This is a genomic window from Spirillospora sp. CA-108201 (genome assembly GCF_050936235.1).
GTDB lineage: Bacteria > Actinomycetota > Actinomycetes > Streptosporangiales > Streptosporangiaceae > Spirillospora.
This window is the reverse complement of the sequence record NZ_JBNJNE010000001.1, coordinates 1,697,338-1,712,540: the sequence shown is the minus strand read 5'-3', so window position 1 is coordinate 1,712,540 and position 15,203 is coordinate 1,697,338. Positions and strand designations below refer to the sequence as shown.

Below are 15,203 nucleotides of genomic sequence, written 5' to 3'. Positions count from 1 at the left end.
ATGGGGGGTCCAATGCGGAGGCGGGCCGTTGCTTTCCGGGCGCCGGAGGGGTCGCCCGGAGGCCTGGAGGGTTAGGGCCGGATGAACTCGGTGACGAGCGCCGGAAGGTTCGCGTCGAGGCCGGCGACGTTCAGGACGCCGGCGTCGCGGGGGTCGCCGATCGACTGGCCGGTCGGGGACATGCCCGCCACGATCAGCCGCGCGGCGGGGGAGACCCGGCGCCGGTACTCCGCGAGGGCCTGCGACGGGTGTTGGTCGCCCGCCCACGTGACGTTGTCGGTGAGCACCAGGACGCCGTCCGCCTTCACGTGCTCGGCCAGCGCCCAGGTGAAGGGGATGGACAGGTCGGTGCCGCCGCCGTACGGCCGCCGCCCTTGGATTTCGGTGATGCTGGTGCGGGCCGTGATCGGCGAGGGCTGCATCTGGGTGGACACCTCGATGCAGTGGGCGTTGCCGCGCTCGATCCGCATCATGATCGCCGCCAGCGTGTTCGCCACCTCGTAAGTGGCCCCGACCGGCGTGCCGTTCGCGAGGACCTGCGCCCAGTTCATCGAGCTGCTGGCGTCGACGGCGATGAGCAGCCGCGCGCCGGACGGCTCGGTGTGGCCGTAGGACAGCTCCCACGCCTCTTCCAGGGCGTCGCAGACCGCCGCCACAGGCGACCAGGACTGCGGCTCTTTGCCGGGCCGGGCGGGCGTGAAGCCAGCCCTGTAGGCGGCGAGCGCGAGGTACACGCTCATGGGATGAATGCGGGCGGCGGCGAGCGCCTCAGCATCGGTGAGCCGCGCGTGAACGCGGCGGACGGCATCGCCGAGGGGCGTGAGTGTGCCGAGCCGGGTCATCCGGCCGAGGTTGCGCAGCAGGGCGGTGACACCGATCGTGTCGATCAGTGCGTCCCACACCTCCGGCTCGGTCAGCCACCGGTCGGGCAAGAACTCCCACGGCACACCGCGCGTGGCGATGATCTGGCGGGCCTCCCGCACAGAACCGGCCGCCTGCGCGGTGAGGAAGTCGTCGACCCTGGCGATCTGCTCGCGTGCCTCCTTGTCGGGGACGGCCCCGGTGATCCAGCCGAACAGAGCGCGCCGCTGCGGCGTCACCGGGTGCGGCCGGGCGAGACGCAGGACGTCCCGCAGATGGAACAGCTCGGCCTGCGGGGTGCGGCGCTGCCTCGCCTTGCACGCCCGGTACGCCACCGCCTCCACATCGTCGCTCATGAGGGTGTCGGCCATGGCGCGGCGCAGGGACCGCCGCGACCGGATCTTCGTGGAGGAGCCGGTGGCCTTGCCGCCGAGCTGCTTGTAGTACCCGAACCACGTCGCCAGGTGCTCGGTCGTCCGCGCGACGTTGGGGAGCGCGCGGGCGGCGGCCTGCCGGGTTGGGGTGTCGCCGCTGGCGTGCGCGGCGGCCAGGACGAACAGGGCACCGCGGTTGGACGGTGCGCGTGGCGGCCGCGCGGTGGAGACCTGCTCGGCGAGAGCGACAGTGCGGGGGCCGTCGGCGCGGATCGCCCCGTCGACGACGGCCACGTTGTCGGCCGTGAGTTCGCCGGCGTCCACGTAGTAGGTGCCGCCGGCGGTGCCGAGGACGATGAAGTCCTCCAGGCGCCGCCACAGGTCGAGCGCGAAGGCGTAGCCGCCTGCGGCGTTGCGGACCTGGTCGGCCTCGCGGCCGGGCAGGGGCCGGGTCTGCGGGGTGCGGTAGGCGGTCGAGGTGGCGAGCGGGTCACGCATGAGGGCTCCAGGCCAGCCGGGAAGCGGGGGAGGGGAGCGGGAGCGGATGAGGTGGTGCCCACCGGGGTTCATGGGATCGATAACCGACGGACGTCAACCCGCCCCCGCTTCCCCCTGCGCGTCAGACCTGGTGCCCGCACGGATGAGGGAACGCCCACCGGGATGTCCTTTTGTCGAGGTAACCGACGGGCTTCAACCCGTGCGGACACCGGGCCTGACGCGCGTGATCGACCGTAGGCCGACGCGGGCGGCTTGCGCACCTTCTTATCGGCAGGTGTGGGCGGCGTGACCCTAGATGCCCCTATAGAGCGCTAGACGGGGACGATGGGCGCATGAGAACGGCCCCCGGCTGGATGCCGGGGGCCGTCTTGATCACTCCTGCTTGGGCGGCTCCTGCTGGGTGTGCCGCTTGACCTGCGTGGTGGCCTGGCGGCACATGAACTGGGCACGCTCCAGGGAGCGGTACCACAGTTCCGCGTGCCAGTCGGTGAACCCGAACACGTCGGTGTGCCGGACCATCATGAGGGCTTGGATCATTTCCAGTGCGCCCTCGGCGATCAGCGCCTCCAGCGTGGCTGGTAGAAACTGCGGTTCGAGCAGTTCGTCCCGCGCCCGCTGGACCGCGTTGCACGCGTCCTCGATGGAGGCGGGGTCGTCGACCTGTAGTTCCGGGAGCCCGACGATGATCGGGAGCCGGGAGAACAGCTCGCGCAGCATCTCCCACATCACCACGACCGTGGTCAGGTAGTCCTCGCGCGACTTGCCCGCGAATTCGTCTTCCACCTGGAAAGGCCTCTCTGGAGTTGTCAAGGGTCACCGGCAGATTCCGGGACCCGCCGGTCCGGAAGGGGCTGTCACCCCCCGCTCCGTTCCGACATCACAAACACTACCGAAAAGCCATACGTAACGCAAGGCTTTTCCGGGAGTGTGGCCAGGTTAGGGAGGCCGGCACGGGAAACGGCCCGCCACCCGCGACAACGGGCGGCGGGCCGCGAGCAGGCCCTGCCGGGGGAGCGGTCAGGCGCGCCGGTAGGCGGTGACGCGCTGCCCGTGCTCGGGGTCCTCGGTCACCACCGCGGTGAACCGCTGGCCCGGCAGCTTGGCGAGAGGGATGCCGGTGTCGCGGACGATGTCGACGGCCGGGACCCGCAGCGGGTTCTCCGTCGTGCGGTTGCCGAACACCAGCTCGGCGGCCTCGCCGAACGTCACCATGACGAAGACCTCGACGCGTTCGTCGCTTGGCTCGTCCACGCGCTCGACCGCGACGCGGGAGGGCATGGCCGCTTCGACCTTGGCCCGGGGCGCACCCATCAGCGATACATCGCTCCACACGCCGTGCAGCTGGACGCCGTGTTTGTCGGCGAGCTGCACCAGGCGCTCGGCTTCAGCGTGGTCGCGGGTCAGCATCTCCGGCGATGTGCTGATCACGCGGGTGACCTGGCCGGCCGCGATCGTCTCCTTCAGCCGTACGTAGCCTGGCCGGTCGTTGTCCATACCGCTGGCGACGTCCCGGTAGACCTCGGTGACCTCCCAGCCTCGGCGGGCCGCGAGCGCGCGGCACGCGTCCTCAGCGCGGCTCAGGTCGCTGCTCTTGCCCTCCGCGATGCGGAGGTAGATGACGGTGTTCATGATCGTCCTTCGTGTGTTTCGGGGCGCCGTAGCGCCATTGTCGGGGAACGGCCTCATGGGGGAGGGCCTGGTCTGGGTTAGGCGGCGAGCGCGAGGTCCGCCGGGGTTGGGAGGTACAGCAGCTCCACGGTCTCCTGCAGAACGACGTCGTCGCGGCGGTCGTATCCGGCGGTGGTAGCGACGCTCGCGTGCCCGGCCTGCCGCTGGGCGAGTACGACATCGCCGCCGACGGCGAGGTAGTTGGAGATGAAGGTGTGGCGCAGGTCGTGCGGGGTGAACAGCGCGACGTGCGCCTGCGTGCATCGGGCGGTGACGATGTAGTTCACCGAGCTGGGCTTCAGCGCGCGGGCCTGGACGGTGCCGGACCAGTGCACGGGCCGGAACAGGGGCCCCGGCCCGGCTGGCAGCAGCGCGAGCCAGGCGTTGAGCCACTCGGCGGCGCGCTTGTGCACGTAGACGGTGCGCTGCTTGTTGCCCTTCCCGACGATCCGCAGTGTGCGCCGAGCGGCGTCGTAGTCGGCGCGGCGGGCCTGGACGGCTTCCTCGCGGCGGATGCCGGCCGCGTGCATGAGCGCGATGAGGGCAGCGTCCCGGACCCCGCGCACCGGGTTGTCGTCGTCGGCGAGGCACCCGCGCAGGATCCTCTCGATCTCGTCCTCGCCGACAGCGCGGCCAGCCGGTTCGCGGTGCCCGCGCACGGGCGCGACGTCGGCGGCGGCCTCGAAGTCGTCGGCGGTCATGAGCTGGTGGCGGCGGGCGAACCGCAGCACGCACCGCAGCGCCACCAGGTGCTGGTTGACGTACGCCGGGGACCACTTCTCGTCCTTCGAGGTGGTCTGCTCGCGGAGCGCGGCGCGGATCGCCTGGGTGTGCTCGAACCGCAGCAGCCACCATGCGAGCCGTTCGGGAGGGGGAGTGGCTTCGCCGTCCGGGACGGTGATCATCAGCGCGCCGACCTTGGTGAGGCGCTGGCGCATCGTGAGGCGGGAGGCGGCCGAGTCGAGCGAGTCGAGGTAGGTCGCCGCAGGGCACGGATCCGGGCGCTCGTCCAGGACGAACCCGGCGGGCCCGCGCACGACCGCCGCTAGCGGCGCCTGGGCGTCCTGGGGGAGCGTTCCGGTCATCACCGACATACCGAAACGATCATGTGACTGATGGGAATTGGCATTCTGTCGAGTCACCTCGATCCGCTGGTCAGGGCAGCGAGCCGGTTCCGGCCCGCCGACGTGAGCTCGTACCGTCCGGTCTGTCCGTCCTTGACCACCAGGCGGCGCGCGGCGTAGGCGATCAGCTGGTCCTTCACCAGGCTCGGCGACCATCCGGCGGCGGCTGCGAGACGCTCCATCGTCAGCGTCCCGCTGGCCAGCTGCGACAGCAGGGTCCGGTCGACGTCGTCCCACGTCCCGGCGGGCTGCACAGCGCGGCGCGAGGGCGGGCGCGGGCGGGGCGCCGGACGGCGGCCGGACACGTGAACCGAATCGGTGATCATCTTCGTGCTCCTCTGTTCGGTGGTGTTCAAACTGCGGCCAGCCGCGGCGCGAGAGCTTCGCGGCCGGCGTCGCTGATCTGGTAGGGGCCGCGCTCCTGGTGGTTCAGGAGCCCGGCCTCGGTGAGCTGCTGAAGGGCGAGCACGACCGTGCGGCCGGCGATCTGCTCTGCTTCGGGCAGCGAGTAGAAGTGCTGCTTGACCTCGATCGCTGTGCGGCTGCGGCCGTCGGCGAACAGCGCCAGGACCCGGTCCCGGGCCCGCGGCTTGGCGCTGGCGTGCGCTTCCCCCACGGTCGCGGGGGCCGGGGAGGTCTCCTCGATCGGGGGCGGGACTGGTCGGCCGTCCTCGTCGAGCTCGGGGACCTCCCCTACCACGTCGTCGGCGACGGCAGGCTGTCCGGACTGCGACCAGCCGTAGGCGTCGACGGGCAGAAGCGTCCGCATCGTCGTCGGCCGGTCCGAGCCCGGCGCGAAAACGAACCCCAGCCCGCTCGTGGTGGTGCCGTCCGGCCACTCCTTCGGGAGCAGCACGGGGTCGACGGGCATCGCGCCGTTGAACGCCGCCCCACCGCTCAGTGAGTTGGCCGTTCGGAGCACGATCACGTTGCCGGACGCGACGGCGTCCTTGATCTGCTGCGAGTCGCCCAGCGACCCCTGGAGCGGGACCTGGGTGATGAGCCTGATCTTGAGCCCGCACTTGCGGGACATCGCGATGATCTCCTCGACCAGCGCGCAGCAGATGTCGTCGGAGAGGATGACCTGCGCCTCGTCGATCGTGATCGCGAGCAGCGGCAGGCCGTGGCGGCGGTCGCCCGGCGTGAAGTCCTCCACGCCCTCTACGAGGCGGCCCCGCTCGTCCGTCCACTCCAAGTTGGAGAGCAGCTCGTTGCGGGCGTACATGCGGGCCCGCGCCTGGAACAGCAGCTTGCGCGCTTCGGGGAGGTTGCCAGCGAAGCGGTGCACGGCCTTCTTCCACCCGGAGTAGGACTGGCCGCGCTGCGGGTCGATCAGCCACGACACGACCAGCCCCGAGTGGCGCTCCTCGGCGAGGAGCATCTTCACCAGGGCGGACTTGCCCGCGTCGGTGGTCCCGGCGATGAGGGTGTGGACGGGGCCGTGTCCGCGCCGCCAGTGCCGGTACCGGACCGGCTCCAGGTCGGCGTAGATGCCGATCTGGGAGACCCCAGTGCGGACGTCCAGGGTGGGGCCTTCCCAGTGCCGCACCGTGGCTAGCGGGTTGTCGGGCTGGACGAGGATCACCGCCAGGTGCAGGCCGTGGGGGTGCGGTTCGATCGAGAGCTGGTCGGCGCGCAGCTTCAGCCGCGCCCCGATGTCCTTCACGCGGGCCTGGGCGGTGTCGGAGGTGCCGTCGTCGAGTTCGATCGTCGCGCGCCACCCGCCGGGGCTCTCGTGTACGTCCAGCAGTCGCGAGCCGGGCAGGGGGCCCTGCGGGCATGCGACTCGCGTCGCCCAGACCTGCCGGATCTCCTCGGCCCAGCCCAGCGCGGGCGCGTCGGGCTCCGGCTGGCGGGGACGGACCCGATGGTGCACCCACCACGGCACGGCCAGCGCCGCGCCCGCGGTCCACAGGGCGCTGTCGACGTCGGTAACCCCGATCCCGGTCGCGGCTGTCGCCCAAGCGGTCCCGGCCGCCCACACGGTCGCGCCGTACCAGCGCTCCGGCGCCCGGTCCAGGCGGCGCCGGCCACGCAGCCCCCACCACGCCAGGCCGGCGCTGACCGCGACGCCGGCGACGACCGGCGGCGCGGCCGCTGTGGCGTGCGCGGCCGCCGCAGCACCGTGCAGACCGCCCATCAGCGCCAGCGGCGCGAGGTGCTTGCGGTGCCGGAACGTGCGGCGCGTGAACTGGTCGGTGCGCTGCTGCCCGCTGAGACCGCGGGCGTCGAGGTCGTCCGGGTGTGCGGGCACGGGCGGTGCCGCCTCGGCCTGGGCGGCGAGCTGCGCGCGCATCTGCTCCATCTGCTGCCGCATCTCCGCGAGCTGCCTGCTCCGCTTGCCCATGAACGCCGTCCCTCCTTCTGGTCGTGGTAAGTCAGGTGGTGCCGAAGTCGCGGTCGGAGCGCGCGCCAGTGCCCGCCTCGACCTCGGCCTTGATCCGGTGGCCGCGGTTGAGGTGGTCCAGTGCCGACCGGCACGCCTGAACCGCCGTCCCCTGCGCGGTGGCGGCGCCGCGCAGGCTGGCGGCGGCGGCGCCCAGCTCGTTGTGGGCGCGGCGCTGCGCGTTGAGGGCGGCTCCGGCTGCCTCCATAGCCTCGTGCACGAGCGTCAGCGCTCGGGGCTCCAGTTTGTGGCGATAGCACGCCTGCTCCAGCTGCGACAGCACCGTCAGCGTCTCGTTCAGCTCCGTGCAGAGCTCCTCGGAGGCGGCGGCGAGAACGCTCGCCGACCGGGTGACCTTGCCGGCCTGCGCGTGGTGGGTGGTGCCTGTGGTGATCAGGCGGGTCCAGCTCGCCAGGACGGCCTGCAGGCCGACGATCTCGCCGTTGGCCGGTCGGTTCGTGAGTGGCATGGGGTCTCCAAGCGGTGCGGGGTGAGGCGCGGTGGCGGGGCCCGGTGCGGGGGCAGCGTCGTGGGTGGGTCGGGTCGGGACGTCAGGGTCCGGCCGAGTGGTGGGCCGCTCCGTGGCGGTCGCCGGTTCGGGGGCGTCGCTGGGGCGGGGAGCCGGGTCCTGCCCGGCGCGGTCGGGCGGTATGTCCGGCTGGGCGTCGCTGGTCGAGTCGGTGCCCCCGTCAGGCGAGGGCGAGGCGGGAGCGGGGCGCGCAGCCCGGCGGCCGCCGAACGACCGCGCTGCGCGAGCGGCGCGGGTCGCCTGCCCTGCCACGGTTGCCACAGCCGACAGGAGCACTTCGGCGGACTCACCGTCGTGCTTGGCAGCCCAGCGGGCGTAGCCGTCGCCGGTCATCCCCGTGCGCCACCCCTTGACGGTCCTGACCCACTTCTCCGAGCGGACGTAGCCGACCCATCCCATCCAGGCGGTGAACGCGACCGCGAGCGCGGCGGCGGCTGCCCGGTCCATCAGCGGCCCGTCCGGCCGACCAGGGACGCGGCCATGTTCACGGCCATGTCACTGGCACCGTGCGTCAAGCTGTCGCCCACCGCGCCGAGCGCGCCGCCGAACCCGACGACGAAAGCGAGCGGCAAAACGAACGCCGCCCACTCGTCCCGGGGAGCCGGCTTGTTCTTCGGGTGGAGGCTGTGCAATACGAAGATCCCGCTGATCAGCACGGCCACGGCGGGGAGCGCAACGATGATGGCGGCTGTGCCGAGGGAAAGGTTGTCCGAGCCGAACCGGCGAAGCAGCCCGAACGCCATCACGACCCAGGTGCCGAAGGCCACCGCGGTGCACGACCCGGTCATCAGCATCATCAGCATCCGCACGGTCGGCAGGATCCGCTTCTCCGCCAGCGCCCAGCGGATCGCGTACGCCATCACAGCGGTGGTCGCAGCGCCCGCGGTCGTCCCGACGGCGATGAGTCCGTTCATGATCGGTCCTTCTGAGGTCAGAGGGTGGTGAGCCAGGCGACGCCGCTGCAGAACGTCAGCAGCACCAGCAGGGCGGGGTACTGGATCGCGTACACCACGGCGTAGGCGACGACGCAGACCGCGATGCAGCAGGTGCCGGCCGCGTAGTGCGCGGCGGCCGCGGCTCCGGTTGGCTGCCGCCGCGCGGTCTCCTGGACGCGGCCAGCGAGATCGGCGAGGGAAACCAGCGGCCTCCCCCCGTAGGGCAGGTGCGCCAGGTAGGCGGGGGCGAGCACGACGCAGCACAACGCGCACGCCAGGTACCAGCCGAGCCAGGCCGCGAGCCGCGGCACCGGCGCGTCGTGCGCGGAGGCGTGCTCCTCGACCTGGTCGCTCAAGGCCCGGACGGTGGGCGGTGGGGTCGCCAGCGGCGGCTGCCCGGCCAGCGCCCGGACGGCGCGGGAGGCCCTTCGGGACGTGCCCACGCTGGGCTGCTCGTCACGCTCAGTTGTGTCGAGCGTGGTAGCGTCCTCTCGCGCGCGCACGCACGCACGACGCGCCTGCGCGCTGGATCCCCGCTCGACGGGGACGAAGGGCATTGCGCCTTGCTCTTGCTCATCGCTGGTGTGACTCCGCGTGGTCATTTGCGGTCTCCGAAGCTGACGGTTCGTGCAAGGTCGGCGATGGCGGCAGCGGCCTCCTCGGCGACCTGGTCGGCCTGGTCGGGGTGGGCATTGAGCGCGGCCCTGAGGTAGTCCACGGCGTGGCCGAGACGGCTGCGCCATGTGGAGGCCTCGCGGATCCGGGTCATGTACAGGTCGTCGCGGCGGTAGGCGACCATGTCCCGCCGGCGGAGGCGTGCCATCACCGGGTCCTTTCGGTCGCGGCGACGACGATTGGTAGGCCGCGGGGGGCGTCCTCGATCGTCAGGGTGAACTCGGCGACTCGGGCAGCGGGGAACCCTTCACGCTCCACAAAAGCGACCAGGTGGTCACGCATCCAGTCGGGGGCGTCCGGGTCGGCCTCGACCGTCACCGGGTCCCCGACTCGCTCCCCGCGCCGCTTGAGCGTCAGCAGCAACCGCCGAGCGCTCATGAGGCACTCCCGGACTTGCCCTTGGACTCGGCCTCGCGGATGGCGTGCACCGCATCGCGCAGCAGTCGCGATCGTGTGGTCCCGATCGCGAAGTGAGTTGCAAGCGGCTCTGCCCCGATCCGGCGCCTCGTCCGCTCGAAGTGCTCGGCGGCATAGGTCAAGGCCTCGGGCAGAAGCGGGTCGTTCTCGCCCATCCAGGTCGGGGCGGGGGCGGGCCGCATCCGCTCGGTCGGGTTGAGGTCAGGCGCTCCGGAAGCGGGTCGGGCGGTCGGGTCGGAGCCAGGCGGAGTCGACTCGGTCGGGTCGGGGAGAGGCGCGGTCTCGCCGGTCGGGTCGGGTTCGGTCGGAGTCGGGTCGACTACGGCTGGCCGGTCGGGGGCGGGTTGGATCGGCGTCGCCACGGGCGGGGCCAGGCCGGGCGGGGCGGCCCGGGGCGGGGTGGTCAGGTTGGGGTGGGGCTGCTCGGTCGGGCCGGTCGGGTCGAGGGCGAGGCCAGCGGCTTCCCTCGCCTCCTCGGCGGCGAACTCCCGGTCCCGTCCGCGCAGCACCGCCAGGTGCGAGATCAGCGCTATCGATACGGGCGGGATGCTGCTGACGAACACCACGAGCAGCCACATGTTCTCGCCCGGCTCCCAAGCACCGGCGTGGATCGCGTGGTAGCACGCGTTGCCTGCGAGGCTGAGCACGATCGCGCCGACGGCGATCCAGGCAGCGAAGTGCCGGACCTTGCGCGAGCGGGTGTGCTTCGACTGCCAGACGCGCGTTGCGGTGATGACCACCGTGTCGAGGTCGACCGGCAGGAGCCAGTCCAGCCGGCCCCAACCGGTGTCGTACGCCAGCCCCCGCAGGAAGGTGAAGCTCGCGACGATCGCAGCGACGCCCCCGACCGTCATCCCGAGGTCGACGACCCAGTCCCGCTGGTCGTCCGGGTCGGACCGGGACCGACGGAAGCGTCCTCGCTGCGGCTCGCCCCGGTCGGGGACAGTTCTGCGCGAGTCGGGGTCGGGTCGGGTTGGGGCGGCCGCCGCGGGGTCGAGTTGGACGGTCGGGGCCGCCTCGACTCGCGGCCGGGTCGAGGTGGGAAGCGGCGGCGCGGAGTCGGGGCGAGTCGCTCCGACGTCCCCGACTGAGCCGGGGCGGGTCGGGGTGGACCAAGTCGGGTCGAGGTCGGCAGCTGCCGAGGTCGTCATGAGGAATCCCTAGTCGGGTCGTAGCCGAGTGGGGGGCGACCGCGACGGGGCGACCCCTGGCCCCATAGGAAGGGCGGGGGGCGCCTCGCGGTCGAGAAAAGGGGAGGCGGGGCGTCAGAGGGCCGGGTCGGGCTCGCGGATCATCGACCACGTCTCCAAACAGGAGACGGAGGCGGCCAACGCCGCGGCGACCACGTACGGGGTGCCGAAGGTGTGGATGCCGGCGACCGCGATCGTGGCCAGCGCGCCGAACACCAGAACCAGGAACCCGGACTCCCTCGGAGTCCGGGGCGGGGTCGGGGCGTATCGGATCGGGGGCACGCCGGCCCCGCCTCGGCGGGTACTCTCGCCCATGGGTCACGCCTTTCGTCGGAAGGCTTGGCCTGGCCGACGCCGTAACGGCGCCGGTCGAGGCCCTCACCGCAGGTTTCCAGGCCTGATGCGGTGAGGGCCTCGTCGTTTCCGGGGCTCTGGTCCCCGGCTGCCAGAGTGGTGGACAGTCCACCACTACATGCAGACTACGCCGGTCGTTTACGGCCCGCAATCGGCGTGAGACGATCCCCGGTGACATGGCAGAAAAGCACCGGCGGAGCAAGGCTGACCGCCACCTGAAGCAGTGGCGGCCGACGCTGCGGCCCGACCGGGAGCTGTACGAACGCGTCGCGGAAGGCGTCACCCAGATGGGCGACGACTGGAACATGAACAGCCATTACGTGGCATGGCTGCGGTACTGCGCACACGAGACCGATGAGCCGCCGCCCCGCCCCCCGCGTGTAGACCCCCGCGAGTCCTAACCGCCAAAGCGCCTCTGCCCGTCCGACGACGCCGGTCCCGATCACCTGCGAGAAGGGCGGCAGCCCGTACGTGGACGTGGTCGGCTCCGGGTGATTTGGGGATCACGCCACATGAGCTGCACTGGCGGGCATGAGAACGCCGCAAACCAGTTAGCTGGGGGTGGCTGTGATCCCCGTGTCCAGCTGAAGGACATGGGCGGCGCGCCACTCTGTTCGCCCGTACTGGGTCCGCTGCTCCAGCTCCACCGCGACGACGCCGCCTGACGCGAGCAGCCGAACCGCCTCTTCCCATACGGGGCGGTCGTCGCGGTGCCGGCCGTTGCGCACCGCGGCGAGCCGGGCGTACCGCTGGCACCGGGCACCCCAGCCAACCGCTGCGGGGTCGGCTGGGATGACGGCGATGAGCTGGTCTGTGGGGTCGGCCGCCTGGTAGTCCCGTGTACCGGCAGGGTGGTGGACTCGAAGGAGACTGCCGGGTGGCAGGTTGCACACCACGACTTGGTGTCGGCTGAGCCGGACCTCGTAGGTGGGGGCGGGCTCCGCTGGAGTAGAAGCCTGGAGGGGGTTCACCGGGTCAGGCCGGGTGGTGAGAGCGCGGGTTCTCGCGATGCCATTTCGCCGTGGCCCTGGCTGCTGCCCGGTTGTCTTCCGGGGAGAACCAGCCGCACGAGCAGCGCACCATGGACGCGAAGACGAGGGCGCCTTCCTCGCGGTTGCGTGCTGCGTTTCCGGTCAGGTGCCAGCCCTGCGGGTCGGTGGTGTAGGTCAGGTGCCGCGCTTCGGGCGCGAGGTCGCGCAGCATCGCGTCGACGACCCGGGCCGCTGCCTCGGTGGTCCAGGCGCCGCCCCCGAAGTTGAGCAGCATCCACGATCCGGCGTGGCTGTAGGCCTGGATCCCGTTGGGGTGTACGTACGCGCACGCGCCAGGCACGTTCATCTTGATCCAATTTCCCTGCCGCGACACGGGAGTGCGCCTGTTGCGGCGCATCAGCATCGCCGCACCGACCGATTCGGGCTTCAGCCAGGTGCCGAGCCCTTCCTCTGGGGCCCGGTGCAGGGCCTCGGCGATGGTCCGCTCGATGCGCAGAGCGGCGGGGCCGTAGCTGCACCCGCGGGCCACCGTCTTACCGGCCCGGTTGAGCAGGGCGAAGATGAACCGGCCGGAGTCCGGTAGGACGTGAATTGTGCCTCGCCCTACCTCGACCTGGTGAGAGGTGGCGCCGGCCGCGATCGCCTGCTCGACGTTGTGCAGCGCGAGGGCTTCCTCGCCACGGCTGGTGGGTTGCGGGCGATACCCGCGAAGGGTGCTCATGTGATGCTCCACAGATGGTGCCTGGGATCGGACGGGCGGGCTAGGGAACAGAGCCGCCCCCGAGAAAGGGAGGGGAGAGGGGTGTGCGCCCCACTCACAACCATCACATTAGTGCAATCAAATAATTAAAGCAAGTTAGCCTTGAGTTGAATTTGAGAAGATGGGGGTTTGTCAGACCACCAGCTCCAACGGTCCTCGGGCGGCCGCTGAAGTCGAAGTGGCCAGCGCCTTTTCCCACGCCTTCGGGAACTGGGGGCCGACCTTGTCCTGGACCGTCGCCGGCGCGACCACCACCAGATGCTCGGCAGTGGGGAATACCCCATCGGCGCGGCGTCGCAGCCACAGCCGCGGATGCCGCCCCTTCACTTCGACTTCCTGCCCGGCCCGGCAGGCGGCAGCCTCCAGCGCCAGGAGGCAATCGGCACGTGTGCCTTCACCCAGCACAGTGATCGCGCGTGCTCCCCGGCCTGGCCCGCTGATCGCGCGCCGGACGTCCACCACCGCCCACGGCTCCGCCTGGGCCCGCTCCTCGAACAGCCGAAGCGCCGTCTCCTGCCCCGGCGTCGCGGCCATCAGGTCGTACAGGGACCGGTCGGCCATCAGCGTCTGCGACGGGTTCAGCGCCTCGGCGACCGTCTCCATCAGAAGCGGCTCCCACGCCAGCGCCGGATCTGCGGCGAACCCGCCCAGGACCCGTGCGCGTCCCTCCCTGTTCGCCAAGGCATAGACACAGAAGGTGCAAGCCGATTTCGGCCACCATTCGCCGGTCCGCTCGTGGATGTACAGCTCGCACATCTCCCGCGTCCACCCCCAGGTGACCAGGGGGTAGACCCCGGTCCGCAGAGGGCTGTTCGCCGCGGTGTCCTTGGCGCACCTGGTGGACTCGCTGACCTCGTACCCCATGATCTGCCGGTACGGCTTCCCGCCGGTGACAAGGGCGATCGCCTCATCAGCGGGGACCCCCTTCGCTTTCTGGGAGCATTTACGAGCACCGCCGAGCTGAGGGATCGTGCCGGCCGTGACCATCTCTTCGTATAGCCGGTACGTCCCATCCATGTGCAGGCGTGACGGCGTCCGCGAGTCGTCTAGGACCGTGATCCCGTGGCCCTTCCGGGGCCCGGTCCGGGCGACCTGGACATAGCGGATGCCGTGCTGGGCCAGCCGCGGCAGCACGTGCTGTTCCACGAGCCTCCGGTGGATCGGCCACTCCGACCCGGTCATGGCAGTGACGATCACGAGCCGCTCAACGGCCAGGCCCTCGGGCAGCACGGGCGAGGCCTCGCCGTCGCAGGCGGGACCCGTGAGGGACTGCCGGGTGCCGGCCGCGAGCTCGTCGAGCACCTCGCACAGCCGCAGCAAGATCGCGGTGCTGTCGACACCGAGCCCGTAGTTGATGACCCACCAGCCGTCCCAGCTGCCGGTCGCGTACCTGACCGACGCCGCCGGTATGAAGAGGCCCGGGATCTCCAGCGCCGTGGTCACCTCGGGACTCCCGCCGCCGCTTGCATGATCTCCAGCTCTGCGAGTGCCGCTGGAGTCAGGCGGCTCGTGTCGACCGGGCCAAGCGCTTCGGCCTCAGCGATCACGTCCCAGAGATTCAGCTCGTGCTTGAAGTCGTGCCCCATGCGCTCGGCCAAGCGGGCGCGCTGCCGAGCACCCTGCGGGTCGAGGCGCGCTGCCTGGATGAGCTGCTCTCGCGGCGCGACGATGCAGAACCGGCACGAAAGGCGAGAGAGGAACAGGTAGATCCAGTGCCACCGGGTGCCGGCCTCGTCGACCACCGCCCACGTCTGTTCCTCGGTGAGATGGTGAATCGGCAGCCACACGTCGACGTGGCGTCTGCTGTTGCTGTCGGCGCCGCGGGTCGAGAAGGGTTTCTGTTTGCTGCGAGGGGCGGACTCCTGCGCCCGGATGCCCATGACCTCGAGAATTCTGGCGGGGCGGTCGGTGATCCCGGCGGCGCGGTGATCGGCGGCGATCTGGGTCTTGAGCTTGGCGATCGGGTCGCGTTTCATCTCCGATCGGCAATAGGGCTGGTTGGGGAGTGGCCACTTCTGCTGCCAGCGGGAGCCGATGTACTCCAGGAGCCCCTGCTGCCATGGGTTCCCGTCGGCGTCGGTGACCTCGCGGTGGACCACGTGGTGGGGCAGCCCGTATGCGGCGGCATGGTCCGTGGCCAGCTCGCGGGTGCCGGGCCACTCGTCGGCCTTGCCGAGGTCGGCGAACACCGTCTCCACCCGGTCCAGGACGCCGGCTTTCTCGGCGGCCTTGACGGTGGTGTGGAGGGCTGCCTGGCTGTCCTTGCCGCCGGAGATGCTGACGAGGATCGTGTCGTAGCTGGTGAGCTTCAGTCCGGGGCAGGCGGGCGCTTTCGGGGGGAGGGTGAAGATCGTGTTGCCGCTGGGGCGCGCGATGACCCGCCCGAGATGGTCGCGGTGGACCATGGACTCTCCTTAGAGCCCTGACGGGTGGTGCCTGT

General features: G+C 71.2%; 17 protein-coding genes. 1 reads left to right on the top strand and 16 read right to left on the bottom strand.

The window, feature by feature from the left end; genetic code table 11:
* Positions 1 to 71: 71 nt before the first annotated feature.
* The 13 genes from ACQEU6_RS08425 to ACQEU6_RS08365 form a co-directional block, all read right to left on the bottom strand.
* Complete coding sequence (locus tag ACQEU6_RS08425) at positions 72 to 1,733, bottom strand: TROVE domain-containing protein (protein ID WP_499330342.1); 1,662 nt, start codon at positions 1,731 to 1,733, stop codon at positions 72 to 74.
* A gap of 372 nt (positions 1,734 to 2,105) precedes the next feature.
* Complete coding sequence (locus ACQEU6_RS08420; protein ID WP_499330340.1) at positions 2,106 to 2,516, bottom strand: hypothetical protein; 411 nt, start codon at positions 2,514 to 2,516, stop codon at positions 2,106 to 2,108.
* A gap of 234 nt (positions 2,517 to 2,750) precedes the next feature.
* Positions 2,751 to 3,362, bottom strand: a complete 612-nt coding sequence (locus ACQEU6_RS08415; protein WP_499330338.1) for a recombinase family protein — start codon at positions 3,360 to 3,362, stop codon at positions 2,751 to 2,753.
* A gap of 77 nt (positions 3,363 to 3,439) precedes the next feature.
* Positions 3,440 to 4,495 carry a tyrosine-type recombinase/integrase gene (locus ACQEU6_RS08410; RefSeq protein ID WP_499330334.1) on the bottom strand — a complete coding sequence of 352 codons (1,056 nt, stop codon included), beginning with the start codon at positions 4,493 to 4,495 and terminating at the stop codon, positions 3,440 to 3,442.
* Between the two features lie 44 nt (positions 4,496 to 4,539).
* Complete coding sequence (locus ACQEU6_RS08405; protein WP_499330333.1) at positions 4,540 to 4,851, bottom strand: hypothetical protein; 312 nt, start codon at positions 4,849 to 4,851, stop codon at positions 4,540 to 4,542.
* A gap of 26 nt (positions 4,852 to 4,877) precedes the next feature.
* Complete coding sequence (locus ACQEU6_RS08400) at positions 4,878 to 6,872, bottom strand: hypothetical protein (protein WP_499330330.1); 1,995 nt, start codon at positions 6,870 to 6,872, stop codon at positions 4,878 to 4,880.
* 31 nt (positions 6,873 to 6,903) lie between these two features.
* On the bottom strand, positions 6,904 to 7,380 hold the full coding sequence (locus ACQEU6_RS08395; protein ID WP_499330328.1) for a hypothetical protein: 477 nt from the start codon (positions 7,378 to 7,380) through the stop codon (positions 6,904 to 6,906).
* A 506-nt stretch (positions 7,381 to 7,886) separates the two neighbouring features.
* Positions 7,887 to 8,300, bottom strand: a complete 414-nt coding sequence (locus tag ACQEU6_RS08390) for a hypothetical protein (RefSeq protein WP_499330324.1) — start codon at positions 8,298 to 8,300, stop codon at positions 7,887 to 7,889.
* Between the two features lie 71 nt (positions 8,301 to 8,371).
* Positions 8,372 to 8,818, bottom strand: coding sequence for a hypothetical protein (locus ACQEU6_RS08385; protein ID WP_499330321.1), 447 nt, complete (start codon positions 8,816 to 8,818; stop codon positions 8,372 to 8,374).
* 155 nt (positions 8,819 to 8,973) lie between these two features.
* Positions 8,974 to 9,198 (bottom strand): hypothetical protein, encoded by a 225-nt coding sequence (locus ACQEU6_RS08380; protein WP_499330318.1) that lies wholly within the window; start codon positions 9,196 to 9,198, stop codon positions 8,974 to 8,976.
* On the bottom strand, positions 9,198 to 9,428 hold the full coding sequence (locus ACQEU6_RS08375; protein ID WP_499330314.1) for a hypothetical protein: 231 nt from the start codon (positions 9,426 to 9,428) through the stop codon (positions 9,198 to 9,200). Before ACQEU6_RS08375 ends, ACQEU6_RS08380 begins: the two co-directional genes overlap by 1 nt.
* Positions 9,425 to 10,618, bottom strand: coding sequence for a hypothetical protein (locus tag ACQEU6_RS08370; protein WP_499330310.1), 1,194 nt, complete (start codon positions 10,616 to 10,618; stop codon positions 9,425 to 9,427). Before ACQEU6_RS08370 ends, ACQEU6_RS08375 begins: the two co-directional genes overlap by 4 nt.
* A gap of 114 nt (positions 10,619 to 10,732) precedes the next feature.
* Positions 10,733 to 10,939 carry a hypothetical protein gene (locus ACQEU6_RS08365; RefSeq protein WP_499330307.1) on the bottom strand — a complete coding sequence of 69 codons (207 nt, stop codon included), beginning with the start codon at positions 10,937 to 10,939 and terminating at the stop codon, positions 10,733 to 10,735.
* Between the two features lie 248 nt (positions 10,940 to 11,187).
* Between ACQEU6_RS08365 and ACQEU6_RS08360 the strand changes: the two genes are divergently transcribed.
* Complete coding sequence (locus tag ACQEU6_RS08360; protein ID WP_499330304.1) at positions 11,188 to 11,412, top strand: hypothetical protein; 225 nt, start codon at positions 11,188 to 11,190, stop codon at positions 11,410 to 11,412.
* A gap of 574 nt (positions 11,413 to 11,986) precedes the next feature.
* Here the strand turns inward: ACQEU6_RS08360 and ACQEU6_RS08355 are convergent.
* The 3 genes from ACQEU6_RS08355 to ACQEU6_RS08345 form a co-directional block, all read right to left on the bottom strand.
* Positions 11,987 to 12,724 (bottom strand): hypothetical protein, encoded by a 738-nt coding sequence (locus tag ACQEU6_RS08355; RefSeq protein WP_499330301.1) that lies wholly within the window; start codon positions 12,722 to 12,724, stop codon positions 11,987 to 11,989.
* Positions 12,725 to 12,895: 171 nt separating this feature from the next.
* On the bottom strand, positions 12,896 to 14,206 hold the full coding sequence (locus tag ACQEU6_RS08350) for a hypothetical protein (RefSeq protein ID WP_499330299.1): 1,311 nt from the start codon (positions 14,204 to 14,206) through the stop codon (positions 12,896 to 12,898).
* Positions 14,203 to 15,168 carry a phosphoadenosine phosphosulfate reductase domain-containing protein gene (locus ACQEU6_RS08345; protein ID WP_499330294.1) on the bottom strand — a complete coding sequence of 322 codons (966 nt, stop codon included), beginning with the start codon at positions 15,166 to 15,168 and terminating at the stop codon, positions 14,203 to 14,205. Before ACQEU6_RS08345 ends, ACQEU6_RS08350 begins: the two co-directional genes overlap by 4 nt.
* Positions 15,169 to 15,203: the final 35 nt, after the last annotated feature.